Source organism: Labrys sp. ALF-8 (assembly GCF_059699065.1).
The window spans coordinates 3,537,618-3,552,971 of the sequence record NZ_AP048537.1; the positions used below are offsets into that span (position 1 = coordinate 3,537,618).

At 61.7% G+C, this 15,354-nt stretch carries 13 protein-coding genes; 9 read left to right on the forward strand and 4 right to left on the reverse strand.

The genetic code is table 11. The annotated features are described in order from the left end of the window. Positions 1 to 12: 12 nt before the first annotated feature. Positions 13 to 1,224, reverse strand: coding sequence for a transglutaminase-like domain-containing protein (locus AC6H34_RS16265; protein WP_448151335.1), 1,212 nt, complete (start codon positions 1,222 to 1,224; stop codon positions 13 to 15). A 656-nt stretch (positions 1,225 to 1,880) separates the two neighbouring features. Between AC6H34_RS16265 and AC6H34_RS16270 the strand changes: the two genes are divergently transcribed. From AC6H34_RS16270 to AC6H34_RS16305, 8 genes are all read left to right on the forward strand, one after another. Continuing rightward, complete coding sequence (locus tag AC6H34_RS16270; RefSeq protein WP_497539419.1) at positions 1,881 to 2,462, forward strand: SGNH/GDSL hydrolase family protein; 582 nt, start codon at positions 1,881 to 1,883, stop codon at positions 2,460 to 2,462. Positions 2,463 to 2,470: 8 nt separating this feature from the next. Continuing rightward, positions 2,471 to 3,481: a glycosyltransferase family A protein gene (locus AC6H34_RS16275; RefSeq protein ID WP_448148866.1), complete on the forward strand. Its 1,011-nt coding sequence runs from the start codon at positions 2,471 to 2,473 to the stop codon at positions 3,479 to 3,481. After that, complete coding sequence (locus AC6H34_RS16280; protein WP_497539420.1) at positions 3,478 to 4,347, forward strand: hypothetical protein; 870 nt, start codon at positions 3,478 to 3,480, stop codon at positions 4,345 to 4,347. The genes AC6H34_RS16275 and AC6H34_RS16280 overlap by 4 nt, the downstream gene beginning before the upstream one ends. Beyond that, complete coding sequence (locus tag AC6H34_RS16285) at positions 4,344 to 5,261, forward strand: thiamine pyrophosphate-dependent dehydrogenase E1 component subunit alpha (RefSeq protein ID WP_497539421.1); 918 nt, start codon at positions 4,344 to 4,346, stop codon at positions 5,259 to 5,261. The genes AC6H34_RS16280 and AC6H34_RS16285 overlap by 4 nt, the downstream gene beginning before the upstream one ends. Continuing rightward, positions 5,248 to 6,249 (forward strand): alpha-ketoacid dehydrogenase subunit beta, encoded by a 1,002-nt coding sequence (locus tag AC6H34_RS16290; RefSeq protein ID WP_497539422.1) that lies wholly within the window; start codon positions 5,248 to 5,250, stop codon positions 6,247 to 6,249. Before AC6H34_RS16285 ends, AC6H34_RS16290 begins: the two co-directional genes overlap by 14 nt. Before the next feature lie 65 nt (positions 6,250 to 6,314). Beyond that, positions 6,315 to 6,620, forward strand: a complete 306-nt coding sequence (locus AC6H34_RS16295; protein ID WP_448146727.1) for a lipoyl domain-containing protein — start codon at positions 6,315 to 6,317, stop codon at positions 6,618 to 6,620. A gap of 236 nt (positions 6,621 to 6,856) precedes the next feature. Continuing rightward, positions 6,857 to 8,191, forward strand: coding sequence for a hypothetical protein (locus tag AC6H34_RS16300; protein ID WP_497539423.1), 1,335 nt, complete (start codon positions 6,857 to 6,859; stop codon positions 8,189 to 8,191). A gap of 152 nt (positions 8,192 to 8,343) precedes the next feature. Beyond that, a complete protein-coding gene (locus AC6H34_RS16305; RefSeq protein WP_497539424.1) occupies positions 8,344 to 10,731 on the forward strand; it encodes a glucose/quinate/shikimate family membrane-bound PQQ-dependent dehydrogenase in 2,388 nt (795 codons plus the stop codon). A 174-nt stretch (positions 10,732 to 10,905) separates the two neighbouring features. Here the strand turns inward: AC6H34_RS16305 and AC6H34_RS16310 are convergent, their stop codons facing one another. From AC6H34_RS16310 to AC6H34_RS16320, 3 genes are all read right to left on the reverse strand, one after another. Further along, complete coding sequence (locus AC6H34_RS16310; RefSeq protein WP_497539425.1) at positions 10,906 to 12,069, reverse strand: glycosyltransferase family 87 protein; 1,164 nt, start codon at positions 12,067 to 12,069, stop codon at positions 10,906 to 10,908. 244 nt (positions 12,070 to 12,313) lie between these two features. Next, complete coding sequence (locus AC6H34_RS16315) at positions 12,314 to 13,675, reverse strand: hypothetical protein (protein WP_497539426.1); 1,362 nt, start codon at positions 13,673 to 13,675, stop codon at positions 12,314 to 12,316. Beyond that, a complete protein-coding gene (locus tag AC6H34_RS16320; protein ID WP_497539427.1) occupies positions 13,672 to 14,037 on the reverse strand; it encodes a hypothetical protein in 366 nt (121 codons plus the stop codon). Before AC6H34_RS16320 ends, AC6H34_RS16315 begins: the two co-directional genes overlap by 4 nt. 809 nt (positions 14,038 to 14,846) lie before the next feature. Here AC6H34_RS16320 and AC6H34_RS16325 point away from each other — a divergent pair. After that, positions 14,847 to 15,302 (forward strand): DUF992 domain-containing protein, encoded by a 456-nt coding sequence (locus AC6H34_RS16325; protein WP_497539428.1) that lies wholly within the window; start codon positions 14,847 to 14,849, stop codon positions 15,300 to 15,302. Positions 15,303 to 15,354 lie beyond the last annotated feature (52 nt).

Below are 15,354 nucleotides of genomic sequence, written 5' to 3' on the forward strand. Positions count from 1 at the left end.
CGCCAAGATAGGTCAGTCCCCGAATCGCAGGTGGTCGGTGTAGACGGGAGCACCGTCGGCGCCGGACAGCGAGATCTCGAAGCCGCTCCCCTTCGCGACGGGCACGACGATAAAATCCGCCGGCATCGGGAGGCCCAGCGAGCCGGTGAAGGCCAGCGGCATGACTTGCGTCGTCATGCGGGGGGCGAGGCTCGCGAAGCAGCGGTCTCGCCAGGCCGGGTCGCGACCGCCCATCGACAGGTCCCAACTCACGAAATCCACCGGAGTCCAACCGTGATCGTCGAGCCAGGCTTCCGCCCAGTAGTGATTGGCGGGGGCGAGGCGATAAAGCATGTAGCCGCCGGTGAGCCGGGCCGGAATATCGCGGGCGCGGCACAGGGCGACGAAAAGCGCGGCGGCAAGCTGGCAGTCGCACCAGCCGGTCTCCAATGCCCAATCGCCCGGCGCATCGACATCGACCTGATCGTAGTGGATCGAAGCGACGATGAAATTGTCGAGGATGTAGTCCCAGAAGGCATGGATGACATCGATCGGCTCGCGAGCGTCTGCCGCCAATGACCCTGCGAGCGCCTGGATGCGATCGGAAACGACGATGAGGCCCTCGCTGGGGCGGCTGTACAGCTCCAGTTCCTTCGCGCTCGGCCGTTCATTTGCGCCGTCTGGGCGGCGAAGGGCCGTGAATGACAATTCCGCGCCGATGGTGAGGTCTCCCGGGCGCAGTCCCGCGACGCGAGCTTCGAGACGGCCGGAGCTCACATCCAGGCGGATATCTCCGGCTGTCTCCGCAAATGGCGAAACCACGAGATCCTTGAGATGGCTGCTCTCGAGGGGGAGGGGCATGCGCAGCCGGGCCCGGTCGGCACCTTCGCGGATATGGAAACTGCGCTGGAAGCCGACCTTGAAGGTTTCATGATCTCCGGAGGATGCGAGATCCTCGAGCAGGCGTCGCTCGGTCGTGACATAGCGCTCGCGCCAAAAGTCGTCATGCCCGTTTACGCCTGCCCATTTCAGGAAGTTGATGACCTCGACCGGATCGAAGAAACGGGCTTTGCCTTGACTCCTGACACCAAGCCCCAGGCCGATCCAGCGCTCCAGCGCCTCGCGGGTCGCGGCTTCTGCCTGGGCGCTGCCTCTTTCGTAGGCCCAGCCTTTCAGCAGCAGCATGTCGATGATGCGCCGTTCCGGCACGTTGCGATACCCATCGTCAAAGCGAATGCCCTGCATCACGGCGTCTTGTTCCGATTGCCGCCGGCGTCTCGCGCCAGGCCCCATCTCAGAAGGAACTATGGACCTTCCAAGGCGTCAACCCCTCCGGCCAGGCGGAGGTGTTGACCGCGAGAACGAAACTCGGAGACTTGGCGTCCTTGGCCATCGCCATTCCGGCCGGGCGCGCCGCCGCCGGGGATTTAAGCAGCAGATTTTAGCGCGGAAAATGGTCGGAATAGGTATCCATCGCCGAGCTGATCCAATACGAAGGGCTAACCCCTACCCGACAGGGGAAGGGTATCTCCCCCGGAGGCTGATACATTCTGATTCTCCCTCTCCATTTTGGGTGGAGTTTTGAAGGTCGTTGGTGCGCTAACTAGATTTACAGGCCATTTATTTCCTTTATTGTTATTCTGTATAGTTTTCAAAGGATGCTTGAGGGATCTGTGGTGAGGCGCTTGACATTATTCGTCAAAGGCAATGTCGATGTGCATGATTCTCTGCATTCCTGCCGAATTGGTGGGCAATTGCTTTGGAATGGGATCAATGACGTGCTCCGGCAAGGCCATCCGGGAGTCACCGCGCGGGTCCGCCATGAAACGTGGACCCGCTCCGACGCTCTCGCGGGGAGTACGGGGGTCGTACCTGAGGCCATTGCTTCGCGAAACCTTCCTTTGGGCGTCTATCCCGCCGCCAGCCAGTTCAGCCGCGCCGTCTTCGACACTTCGGCGGACGCCGTCATTCTGTCGGTGCTTCCGGACATCGCCACAGGCCTGATGCGGCACAAGGACGACGGTTTCCTGTTCTATGCCGCAGATCTCAACGGCTGGACGGCGGATGACCGCGAATGGCTGAAGTCTGACTTCACGCCGACAGGCTTCCTCGATTTCGAGGCCTCGATGGCCAACCTCGAGGCGATCGTCGAGGAGATCCGTAGGGACAGGGACGTGCCGATCCTGATCTACAATGTCTCTCCCATCATCCCGGGCGAGACGATCCATTGCTATCTGGGCCTGGATGAGACGTTCTCCAATCGTATCCGGCGCTTCAATCTTGGATTGGTGGGCTTGTCTGAGCGTACCGGGGTTTCGATCGTCGATATCGATGCCCTGGTGGCGCGTCACGGCGCGGATACGCTGAAGCTGGATGCTTTCCACCTGACGCCACAGGCCTATCGCCTTGTCGCGGAAGAGGTCGTCCGCGTCCTGGACGACCTTGGCGTTCTTGAAGATGTTAACGAGGGGATGCGGGTCTGACCATGCGCATGAGTGTCGTCATCCGATCCAAGGACGAGGCCGACAGGCTGAGGCTGACGCTTTCGTCCCTGGCGAATCAGACTGAGAAGCCGGAGGTAATCGTCGTCAATGACGGCTCGACGGACCATACCGCCGATGTCGTTGCCTCGGCTTCGGGCGATCTCGATCTGATCGCCCTCCATCACGAGAAACCGGCGGGGCGATCCGGCGCAGCCAATGCCGGTGCGGCCAAAGCCAGCGGCGAAGTCGTCCTGTTCCTGGACGGCGATACCCTGGCCGCGCCCGATCTCGTGGCGAGCCATCTCGCCCTGCACCGCGAGCGGCCCAATCTGGTCGTCCGGGGCGAGACGTGGCATCTGCGCTGCACCCGGCCTTTCCTGGATCCCGAGGCGGGCACCCCGAAGCGCGGGGAGGAGGACAGGGTGGCGCGAATGTCGCCGGCGGAGCTGGCACGTTCCCTCGTCACCCGGCGGCAGATCGCCGAGGCTTTCGCCGAAATCGATAGCCGTGCCCAGCCAGGCGTATATCCCGGTTTCGGGCCACGCCGGCTATTCGAACTCGAGATGGAGGCGCTCGCCACTGCACCCGACTGCAAGGTATTGTGGGCGGCGGCGGCGGGCTCCAACCAGTCGCTCCGCCGCGATGCCTTCCTGGAGGTTGGCGGTTTCCATCCCGAGCTGAGCATCAACGAGCATCGCGAACTTGCCCTGCGTCTTACCGAGCAGGGCTCGCAGATGGCGGGGACGCCGGCGCGCACCTATCACATGATTCATCGCAGCGGCTGGCGCGATCCGCTGCAGGAGCGGGACTGGGAGGATATCTTCTATGCCGCCCATCCCACCGCCGAGGTCGCGCTCATGCCGATCCTGTGGGCGAGCCTGGGTGACAGCTCCGTCCCGGAAGCCGCGCGGATTCATTCCCTTCCGGAGCTGGAGGAGGCGGCGGCACGCTGGCATCCGCTGAATGGTCGCGACGCCGTCGTCAAGGCACACATGCAGTGGGCGGCAGGTGCACCATGACCGTCATTCCGATACAGGCCTTCCTGGCCCAGTCCGAACAGGCGGCAGCGCTGGCCGCGGCGCAGAATCTCGCGAATGCCTGCGGCGAGGCAACGGGTACTGCCGCCGTCTGTGATCCCGTATTCGTGCCGAGCCTCGATGCTCTGGCGCAGTGCCCGTCGGGCAGCCTTCGTCTCACTTCCCTGCTGCCGGAAGTCGATACTCTCGATGAGCCGTGGAACGAGACCGAGTCACGTCTCCAGGCGGCCTTCGAGACGCTGGTCGCCGCCGGCGACCCCGTGTTCATCTGCACGGTCCTGCGGCATGCCGGCGAAGACGAGGACGCCGAACTTCTCTATCGTCGGCGCGTGCGTATCCGCAGGCTCAACCTCCTGGCGGCGGAGCTCTCACGCCAGACCGGGGCCTTCGTCATCGATATCGACCGCGTGATCGCCGATATCGGCGGGCGCAACCTGCAGACGGACTATCGCCTGAACGGTGAGGCCGCCGCCGCCGTCGCCGGGCAGGCCATCGCGCTCGGCATCATCGTCAACGGTCTCGATGCACTGGTTTCCTTCGAGGCCCAGGAGCAGATGCGGGAGATCGTGGCACGAACTATCGTGAGGCCCAACGTGATCAAGGAACTGGTTCCCGCGAACGTGATGGCGCTGGGGAGGGGGCGGCGCAAGCAGACCGTGTCCACCATCGCGGAAACCGACGGCAGCAACCAGGCCGGACGCCTGCTCCGCCAGGTCCTGAAGCGGGAGGTTGCGGCCGGCGAGGCCCTAGACAGGCTGAGGCAGGCGGTGCAAAGGCGCGGCGCCATCGAGAGCGGAGCGCTCATCGCCTCCGCCGTTATCCGCATGGTCCGGGGTGAACGCCGATGAACATAACCGTGGATCCTCTGCGCAGGATGATGCTGATCCGGGCGTTCGAGACGGCCCTGGCAAAGCGTCGCGATCACGGCTTCCAGCTGCTTTCCACCGGCGAAGAGGCGGTTGCCGTGGGGCTCGCCTCCGCGCTGAATGACAAGGACCAGCTCCTGACGGGCGGCCGGTCGATCGGTCCCGCCCTGGCTCGCGGCGTCGATCCCAGGCGGGTCATGGCCGAACTGCTCGCGCGCAGCACGGGCGTCAATCGGGGGCGCGGCGGGCGCGGTCATCTTTCCGATCCCGCATCGGGCTTCTTCGGCGCTCATGCCGTGGTCGGCGGTAATATCAGCATTGCCGGCGGCGTGGCCCTGGCACGCAAGCTCGAGGGGCAGGGTGGCATCGTTGCCATCCTGTTCGGCGACGGTGCCGCCGGGGCAGGCGCGTTGCACGAAACGCTGAACATGGCCGCCTTGTGGAAGCTGCCGCTCCTGTTCGTGTGCAACAACAACCAGCTCTCCGTCTCAACTCCCCGTCAAGCCGCACTGGCTCCGGCCCGCATCTCCGACATCGCATTGTCCTTCGGTCTGCCGGCGCAAACCATCGACGGCATGGATCTCGCGGCGACCACCGCCGCCCTCGGACAGGCGGCCGCGCATGTACGCGCGGGCGAAGGGCCGGCCTTCGTCGAATGCATTTCCATTCGTCTGCGCTCTCACTCGACGACGGCGCGCGAAACGCGCAGCCGCGAGGAACTGGCGCGGCTGTGGCAGTTCTGTCCGATCGAGCACCAGATTTCGGCCCTGGGGCTCGACACCACACAAGCCGAGGCGCTTCGCGCCGAGGCGGAAGAGGCAGTGGCCGAGGCGCTGGCCTTTGCCGATGCTTCACCCTTCCCGGAAGCCAGCGAGGTACTCGATGATGTCGGCTGACGGTGCCACCCTGACCACCAAAATGTTCTTCCGTGAGGCCATCATCAGGGCCATGCGGGAGGAAATGCGCCTGGATCCGCGTGTGATCATCCTCGGCCAGGATGTCGGTTCCTTTGGCGGCTCCTATCGGGAGTTCGACGGGCTCTTCACAGAGTTCGGCCCGGAGCGCGTGCGGGACACGCCGGTGGCCGAAGCCGGCACGGTCGGCATCGGCGCGGGCGCCGCGGCGGCTGGATACCGGCCCCTGGTCAGCATCACCTACATGGACTTCACCATGCTGGGCTTCGATCCGCTGATAAACTATGCCGCCAAGCTGCGGTACAAAACAGGTGGTCTTCTCAGGGCACCGCTGGTCGTGAAGACCACGGCGGGTGCCCTCGGTCAGGGTGTCGCTCATTCCCAGTGCATCGAGGCCTGGCTGATGAGCGTGCCGGGACTCAAGGTCGTGGCGCCTTCGACGCCGGGCGATGCCTATGGCCTCATGAAAGCGGCCCTCCGGGCGGACGGTCCTGTCGTCTATATCGATCATAAGCGCCTGTTCCCGATACCGGGTGAGGTACCGGTGACGGAAACAGTGCTCCCCTTCGGCCAGGCCGTGGTTCGCCGCGCTGGATCGGATGTGACGATCGCTACCCATGGCTTCATGACGCGCATCGCGATGGAAGCGGCGCAGAAGCTGCAGGAGGAGGGGGTCTCCTGCGAAGTCATCGACCTACGCAGCCTGGCTCCGCTCGATGCCGAGACCGTGGCCTCTTCCGTTAAGCGCACGGGTGCGCTGCTCACCCTCGAGGAGGGGCAGTTGACCTGCGGCGTAGGTGTCGAAGTCGCCGCCCAGGTCACCGAGCGCGTCGGTTATCACAAGAGCATTCGTATCGGCGCCTTGCCGGCGCCGGTCTCCTCCAACCCTGTGCTCGAAGCTGCCTGCGTTCCCGACGCAGGGCGCGTCGTGGCGGGCGTGCGTCGCCTGCTTGACATCAAGGAGGGGTAGGGCTGGCCGTGTTTGGCCTGCCCTGTCTCCAGAACCGTTTTCCCGACCTTCAGAGAGTTCCTCGAATGATCTATCAACTGAGCGTGCCAGCGGCCGTGCCGGGCGTCGACGAAATCCGCATCCTGGAATGGCATGGGGAGGAAGGCAGCAGTTTCGGCAAGGGCGACCTGATCGTTGAGCTGGAGACCCACAAGGCTGTGGTGGAGGTCCGGGCGGGGCAGGCGGGCGTGCTGCGCCGGACGCTGGCCGAGGCGGGGGACTGGAAGGGCATCGGCCTGCCGCTGGCCGTGTTCAGCGACGGGGCGGACGAAGCCGTGCCTGCCGACGAGGCTGGCCTGTCCGAACTCACCGTCGAATTCGAAGTGACCTGACCGGGTCGCGTCGTCTGTCGAGACATGCTCGATCCTATGCGCCGTTTTACTCCGAGGGCAATGGTCGAGTTTTCCGCACTCTTCTGATCCGGAATGGTCATTCGGGATCAGAAGATACTTGATGTTGAATTAAGCATAAGTAAGATACAAAAAAATAAGACTCCTCTATATTGTCGAGTCGAGTTGTTTATTTTTACTCCCCGATTTTTGATAATTGGCAAAAAATGATACTCAAGATGATTTCCGAGGGTAGTTCGTTATTCTATGTCGAGAATTTGGAGGATGAGGGTAATTCCAGGGATTATTCGGCTCCCCTGCCTTTCCTCCCCATGGATCTCCTCTTTGCAGCCATTTTCGGTTGCCTTGCAATAGCAGTAGCAACCCTGGGCTTTTCTCTCACGAGCCAGGAACATGGCTTGCTTGAATATAAGAATATCTGGTTCCAGGCAGACATTGCACGCGTCATCGATAATATGACGAACCTGGGTGGCAGCCATTGGCGCACCTCCGTCCACCCCATTACATCCATTCTGCTCTATCCTGCGGGTTTTCTCCTTGCAGAGTCGGGCTTCTCGACCCTGCAGGTGGGCCGTGCGATCGTGATTGCCTTCTGTGCCCTGAACCCGGCCCTGTTGTTCCTTGTGCTGCGGCAACTCAAAATGCCTCGCGAGGTGGCCGCGGTCTTTACGGCCTTGTTCCTGGCCAGCGCCGCGGTGATCTTCTGGAGTTCGGTCGTCGAACTCTATCCGATTGCCTGTTTCTCGCTGTTGCCAGCCTTGTATCTCATGGCCTATGGCCGGACTTCCAATCGTATCTGGTGGGTACTGGCGAGCGCCTTGACCCTGTCGATAACGGTGACGAACTGGAGCATCGGTCTCATCGCAACGTTCTTGCGCTGGCGATTGCGGTCGTTCCTGTTCATTACCTTTATTTCTTTGGGAATAGTGCTGTTCTTGTCGCTCGTTCAGTTCTTCATATTCAAGGATGCCCGGATTTTTATCGATCCTCGCGGATTGAAATGGGACGCAGTGAGTTTTTCCGAGCCCGTGATGCAGCGAAGGGGACTGTTGAGTGAAGGCTGGCATCCCCTGACGAATCTGGAAGTACTCTATGTCAGCGCGGCGGTGGCACCACGGGCCAGGGTCGAGAAGCAGGGCCAGGAATATGTCGCAACCAACCAGGGCGATGGTTTTCCCTGCCGCACCTATTCGGGACCCGTTGCTTCCTTCGCCTGGGTCGCACTCCTGATGCTGGGAGCATGGGGCGCCGTCAGAAATCGCCGGTTCCGGTCCTTCTCGCTGGGACTTGCGCTCATGATCCTGGGCAATGGCGCTCTTCACAGCGTCTACGGCGAGGTCACTTTTCTCTATACGATGCACACCATCCCGTTGCTGACGATATTGGCCGCGATGTCTTGGTTCAGTCCGGGCAGATGGATCGGTATCGGCCTCGCGGCGGTCGTGATCACCGCCGGGGGCTGGAACAATTGGGACGAACTGCGCCGCTCCGCCGAACTTGCGGGGCAGATCGGGGACATGCCCGGGGTGTCGACGATACAGGCTTATCCGTGACCGTGTCGCCCGATCGGCGAATTGGTGCAGACTTGGACAAGTCCGGGCGTTAAGCGCATCCTGTCTTGCAGCTTCACGGAAGTTGCGAAAATGAGTGTGGTGCCTTTCCTTTGCGGGGAAGGTGCCCTTGAAACTTGAGACTGGAGAGCCTCATGCCGCGGCTGCGTAGAATTGCGTTTGTCTGTACGATTCTGGGCGTGGCACTGCTTGGTCTGGTTCTGGCAGCCGGTGGTGGCTGGCTGGTGGCGATCGGCGGTTCCGCCTATTACGCCATTGCCGGTTTGCTGCTGCTCGTGACGGCCGTCCTGCTGGCCCGCCGGGATGATCGGGCGCTTTGGGTGTATGCCATTCTCCTTCTCGGCACGCTGGTCTGGGCCGTCTGGGAGGTCGGGCTCGACTTCTGGGCCCTGGTACCGCGCGGAGATATCCTCGCTCCGCTGGGACTCTGGCTGCTGTTGCCGTTCATCACGAGGGAGCTCGAGGGACACGGCTTTCTTCCGGTGAGCCGCAACAGGAAGCTGCCTCTGGCTCTCGCCGTTCTCGCCTCCGCCGGCGTGCTGGTCGCTTCCCTCTTGCAAGATCCGCAGGACATCGCGGGCACGTTGCCCCAGGCCGATGCCTCCAACCCGAAGGCGGCGGACGCCGCCGACATGCCCGATGCGGACTGGCGTAGCTATGGCCGCACCCAATTCGGCAACCGCTACTCGCCGCTTGCCGCGATCACGCCGCAGAACGTGCAGAATCTCAAGGTTGCATGGACATTTCGCACGGGCGATCTCAAGGGACCCGACGATCCCACCGAAATCACCGACGAAGTCACGCCGATAAAGATCAACGACACTCTCTATCTGTGTTCGCCGCACCAGATGCTGTTCGCGCTCGATGCGGCCACGGGTGCGCTCAAATGGAAGTTCGATCCCAAGATCGTCTTCAATCGCGCCTTTCAGCACATGACCTGCCGCGGCGTATCCTATTTCGAGACGAAGGCGGACAGCAGGCTTCCCGACGGATCCGTACCTTCGCCCGAATGTCCCGCCCGCATCTTCCTGCCCACCAATGATGGACGCCTGTTCGCGCTGAATGCCAAGGACGGCACGCCTTGCCAGGATTTCGGCAAGGACGGGCAGATCGACCTCAAGGAAGGCATGAGCGTCACGACCAACGGGTTCTATGAAGCAACCTCTCCCCCGGTCGTCACCGCGAAGGCGGTCATCGTCGCCGGCGCCGTGATCGATAATTATTCGACCAAGGAACCCTCAGGTGTCATTCGTGCCTTCGACGTCCATGCCGGGAAGCTTCTCTGGGCATTCGATCCCGGCAACCCCAACCCCAACGAGCCCGCTTCGGAGACCCATCACTACGTCGCGAACTCTCCGAATTCCTGGACGATTTCCGCCTATGACGCGAAGCTTGGCTTGATCTACATTCCCACCGGCGTGCAGACCCCAGACACATGGGGCGGCAACCGGACGGTGGATGGCGAGCGTTACGCCTCGTCCTTGCTGGTGCTCAACGCGGATACCGGCAAGCTGGCGTGGTCCTATCAGACGGTGCACCACGACCTCTGGGACATGGACCTGCCGGCCCAGCCGAGTCTCGTCGACATCAAGCGGCCGGACGGCAGCGTGATCCCGGCCATCTACGCTCCGACGAAGACAGGGGACATTTTCGTCCTGGACCGCCGCGACGGCAAGCTGATCGTGCCCGCGCCGGAGAAGCCGGTGCCCCAGGGCGCCGCACCGGGAGATCGCACGTCGCCTACCCAGCCCTTTTCGGAACTCACTTTCCGCCCCAGCGACAGACTGACGGGCGCGGATATGTGGGGCGCAACCATGGTCGACCAGCTCGCATGCCGGATTATTTTCCACCGCCTTCGTTACGAGGGCATTTTCACGCCGCCCTCCGTCCAGGGTACGCTTGTCTTCCCCGGCAATCTCGGCATGTTCGAGTGGGGCGGGATCGCGGTCGATCCCACGCGCCAGATCGCCATTGCCAATCCGATCGCCGTTCCTTTCGTTTCGCGCCTCATCCCCCGCAGCGACAGCAACCCGGATACGCCCAAGGCCGATGACCTGCCCGGATCGGAAGTCGGGATCCAGCCGCAATATGGCGTGCCATTCGGCGTCAAGCTCGGACCGTTGCTGTCGCCGCTCGGGCTGCCCTGCAAACAGCCGCCTTGGGGGTATATCGCCGGAATCGACCTGAAGACTCACAAGATCGTTTGGATGCATCGCAACGGAACCGTCCGCGACAGCACTCGGATTCCGCTGCCCTTCAAGCTTGGCGTTCCCGCGCTTGGCGGACCCATCGTCACGGCAGGAGGCGTCGCCTTCATGACTGGCACGATGGATGCCTATATCCGCGCCTATGATGTGACGACCGGCCAGCAACTCTGGGAAGATCGCCTGCCTGCCGGAGGACAATCCACGCCCATGAGCTACGAGGCGAATGGCAAGCAGTTCATCGTAACGGCGGCCGGCGGGCACGGCTCCTTCGGTACCAAGCTGGGAGACTACGTGATCGCCTACACCCTGCCTTGAAAAGCAAGCAGCCGCGTGCGGTCGGAGTTTGGACCGGAATGGGCTGGAAGTGGAGGTTTTATCTTGGCAGGCTGCGCGACGGAGGGGCCCTGAGCGGCAATCGCCAACCCAGGCTCCGTCGGATCGTTCACGGACTCATTGAGATCCCGCTCGCCCTGGATTTGTCGGCCGGGATCAGGACGCGGCCTGAGCCTGGAGGGACTGTCGTATCGAATGCTGCGCAACGGTCGTCCGCATCTCCACAAGCATTATGACGACCAGCAGGAGCGTTCCCAGGAATACGTGGGACTGGACGAGGTTGAGCGACGCCATCGTCGGGTCGCTCGCCGGCACCAGGGGAAATCCCGTCAACAGCAACGAGACGGCCAGCAGCCCCAAGGCAATCCATGCCGGGGTGCCCTCCCATCGTTCGAGCGCGGCCTTGATAGCCACTACATAGATGGGCAAGAGAATGTTGTAGTGATGCACCCAGGCGATCGGCGAAGCCATCGTGAACAACAGCGACGCGGTGCAGAATTCGAGAAGCTTTGAAACACGGTCGTCGTCCCGCGCGCGCACGAAAAAGGGCGTGAGCAGCATCAGCAGGCTCGATATGAACGTCGGAAAGTAAACGGCGGCCATGTAGGGAGGGAACGCGGATTGCGGAATGGCGCCCAGGGGATCCCTGTCGAGAGAGGGGCCGTCGTAGAACCAGCGAACTAATATGCCGTTCACGGACTGGTTCAAGTGCTGGTATTCGCCACGCTTCGACAGAAATTCCAGGACGTTGACATAGTCGAGGTGCGTACGCCAGCCATAGAGCCCCACCGAGAGCACCAGTGATGCGGCCGTAACAGCCGCCAGCCCGATGACGAACCGCCAGTCCCTTCTCCATAGCGCCAGCAGTCCGAGCGGCAGGAATTGCGGCTTGACGGTCGCGGCCAAGGCAATGAGCGAACCGGCGAGGCCGCGTCGCTCATGCAGCACCGCCCAGCAGGCAAGCAGAAAGAGAAGACCCAGCAGGATCTGCATCTGCCCGATCTGGAATGCCAGATTGCTTGGATAGAAGCGGATGGCTGCGAGGAATGCGAGCGGTCCGACCGGCACCTGCACACCAAACCAGCGGATCGACCCTAGAACCTGGACGGTGAAGACGGCGAATACCAGGCCGGTCGCAATGAGGACCCCCGCATTGAGCAGGTTCAACTCCTCCGGCGCTTGAATTCCGATCGAGCGCAGCAAATCGATCAGCAGCAAACTCGCCGGCGGATATTGAAACTTGACGTGCTCGGAGAAGAAAAGCGTCTGATAGACCGATCCCGAATTGGCGCCATGCAGAAAGTCAAGCGCACGCCCCATGGGAAGCCATGAGTCCTGGCCGGAGTATCTGGCTCTCGTCAGCACATAAAAGCTCAGAGCCAGGCAGGCGGCGGCGCAGACCATCCAAAGAAGGATCGAAGGCCATCTTGCCCATCCCCCTGGCGGCGACTGCACTTCCATTGCGTCGTGGGGAGGGCGCTGCCTGTGGCGCTCCCCATCCCCTGCCCGGGTGGTGAAGCTCACGCTCATGGCTGCGGTCCACGATTCTGACTGTAAATCACCTTCACGCTGCGGCGCCCGCCACAATAGGTTGCCGCACTTCCCGCAATACCTGCTGGATCTCGGCGCGCAGGAGCGCCTGCATGATTCCGCTTTGATGGACCGAATCCGGGAGGTGTTCGGCGCCGCCGATGTCGGCCGCGATGGCATCGACATCGATGATCGCGATGTCGCGCGTCTCGGCGATATCGTGGAGCATCAGGTTCGTTTCCTTCGCGGCGATGTTGGTAAGCGTATTGCTCATCGGCGCGTCGAAGGGGGCGTAGCTTGAAATATCCTCGTGTCCCTGGGTCGACATGCGGTTGACGATGGCGAGCTTCGCCCCCGTGGTGCGGGCTACCGTGTCGATCAGGTTTTCAAAGTCGCGCTTTATGTCGTCGAGCGAGCGCTTGACGGGCTCGAAGGCGCTGCCCAGCCAGGCGCGGATGGCCGGGCCCGCCGCGGCCTGATAATGGCGCAGGATGTTGAGGTGATAGCCGAGTTTCTTGTGCCGGAGGATCGATTGGGGTTCCGCTATCAGCGACATCAGGATGACTTCCGCCGGCCTGAGTTGTGTCAAGCCGCCACCCGAGAAGACGGTATAAGTGTCCGTGATCGGGGACCGCTGCATCACCTGCAGGAAACTGCCGGCGAACATCCAGTCGTCGGCGGAGGGGGCCGTCGTCGTCTCGCCGAGGAAAGCACGCAAATCCGATGCTATCGCCTTTGCCTGGGCGGGCGTCCGGCTCAACTGGTCGAGCAGAAGCTGCGTGGTGAATGCGACCGGATGGTCCGGGACGTAGACCATCTGCGCCGCCTGCTGAACTGCCTCGAACGTCTCGAGAAAAGCGCCGTTCTCCCCGGTTACGATGCCGGCGGCATCGCATACACCAAGGCTCAGCAGGCTCACCGGGGTTTCGCCCTCCTCGCACCACCAGCCACGGCTGCGGCCGTGCCAACTCGGCAGGAGTCCGGCCTGCTGCAGATCGGCAAGTCCCGTCATCCTCCGCCCGGCCAGCATCATCAGGCGCACCCGGCCTGCCTCCGCGCTTTCATCCGCATCGGTTTCCAGATGGGCGACGACATCGTCCGGATTCCAGGTCTCCACGCTGTGCATGCTGAGATAGCCGCCGCGGACCATGCTCGCATTGATGGCGACACGCCCGGCGACGCGCGGCGCGAAGGCGACCTGCAATTCCTGTTCGTCCGCGAATGGCGGCGGCCCGCTCAGCCGCAGGCCAGCCGACTGCAACGAGATATTGCAGTACCCGATGATCTGGTTGGCGCGGACCTGTTCGCCCGGCGCGCAGAGCCATCGGACGCCGGATCGGAAGATCTTGTGGCCATCGACCTTCAGCGGGCCGAGATGCAGTGCGAGACTGCTCACTGGGCGCTCCTTGTCCACATGCCGGGGTAATGCATGATGCCGGCCACCGTCAGCCGCACGCCGCGGGCGGCGGCCTGGTCGAGACTTTCTTCGGGGGCGGTGCTGAACAACGCAACCAACTCGTCTACCGTGCAGTGCTGTCCGGGGACCACCTTGATCTCGCGCAGCCAGGCGGGCTCACGCATCACGAAGCGGTAGAACGACACAGGCGGACATTCCTGCGTGAAGGCGCTGCCGAGATCGACACTGACATCCAGCAGCTTTGCGCCTGCCTTCAAGGCGGCCGGTCCAGTATGAAGAAATTCTACGGTTGCACCGGACATATGCGGATTGATCTTTGGCAATCTAAATTCGAAAATCATTCTAAGAGCCCAAACAAACCTCAATATTAGAGTGCGATATTATTCAAAAATGGGCAAGTCACTAATAAGATCATTTTCTGTGCAATATTGTGAACAAAGGGTCATCCGAAGGCGTAAGTTGCCACAACGTAATGTTCTCCACTGGCGAGGGAGGCGGCCTTCGCCAAATGCAGTATCTAACATAACCAAAATAACTGTGGTTCGATAGAGTGGACACGCTACCGAAGGCGTGTCATCGCCATCATCTCCTCAATCAACAGTTTGAATTTGTATGACGGAGGGGTATATATTTATTGTAATAGGAACTGTGTGTTTGGATAAGATAAAATTTTAATAATTAATCAAAAATATCTTTTAATTTTGTTTATTTAAGTGAATATCTAAGTGATATTGAGTGTATGCGCGAAGAATTATTTGAGTAAATTCTTTAGTGGGAGATGGGAGCAATGCAGTTGCATGCTCTGGGCGTGCCTCGCCGCCTCCTCGTGCGCCATCGCGCTCGCCATCGGCCCAGGCACGCGTTCGCGGGCAAGCATTAGGCTTATCGGCGGGGAGGCCCTCCGAAGTATTCGGATCGCAGTTATCGGTTAACATCCTTCTGCCGCTTTAGGAGCATTGTTCCGGGGGACAGTGGCTTAGAGGACAATATGAAATCTAGTTCCCTCCAGTACCATAAAAGCCGTTCCGCTCGGCTGGAGCTTGGATCATGGCCCTGATTCTGCAGGCAGGGCGATGGGGCACCGGCGGTTGAGCGGCAGAGCCTGGACGCGCCGTAGTCGACAAGTCGACCTTTTCACCCTGGGGACCTCATGGTGCTGCATCCTGCCTTGCTGACTTTAGCTGCTTTCATCGTCGTCGTCGGGACAGCGCTGAATTTCGCCAATGCAGCATCGCGGCAGCGCGCGGTTGCGGGCACGCTGACGTGTCAGGCGCATGGGGGAATGGGTCTGTGCACCTATAAGCCGGCAGGCCTGGCGACTCAGCGATACAATGCCCAATTCCTTTATCTCGATCCTCAAGGCGCGATGGCGCGGCCGCAGGTCCTTGTATGGCGTGTCTTCGAAGCGGACGAACGCCCGCGCGATCTCAGCGGCACCTACCTCAGCACAACGAAGACGCCGACCTTCGCCGCCGGGCTGGGTGCGGACGTTCTGGTCGGTGGGGAAGGACAGTCCATTGCCCTCCAAACGCTGTCGGGATCGGGGTCGTCGCAACTTGGTGGAACCGGCCGGATGGGCCAGATGAGATTGGAGCGTCTGAAATAGAGCGAACGGCAGATCCGCTCGATCCTTGCGGGTTCGATCCCAATGCCGGGAC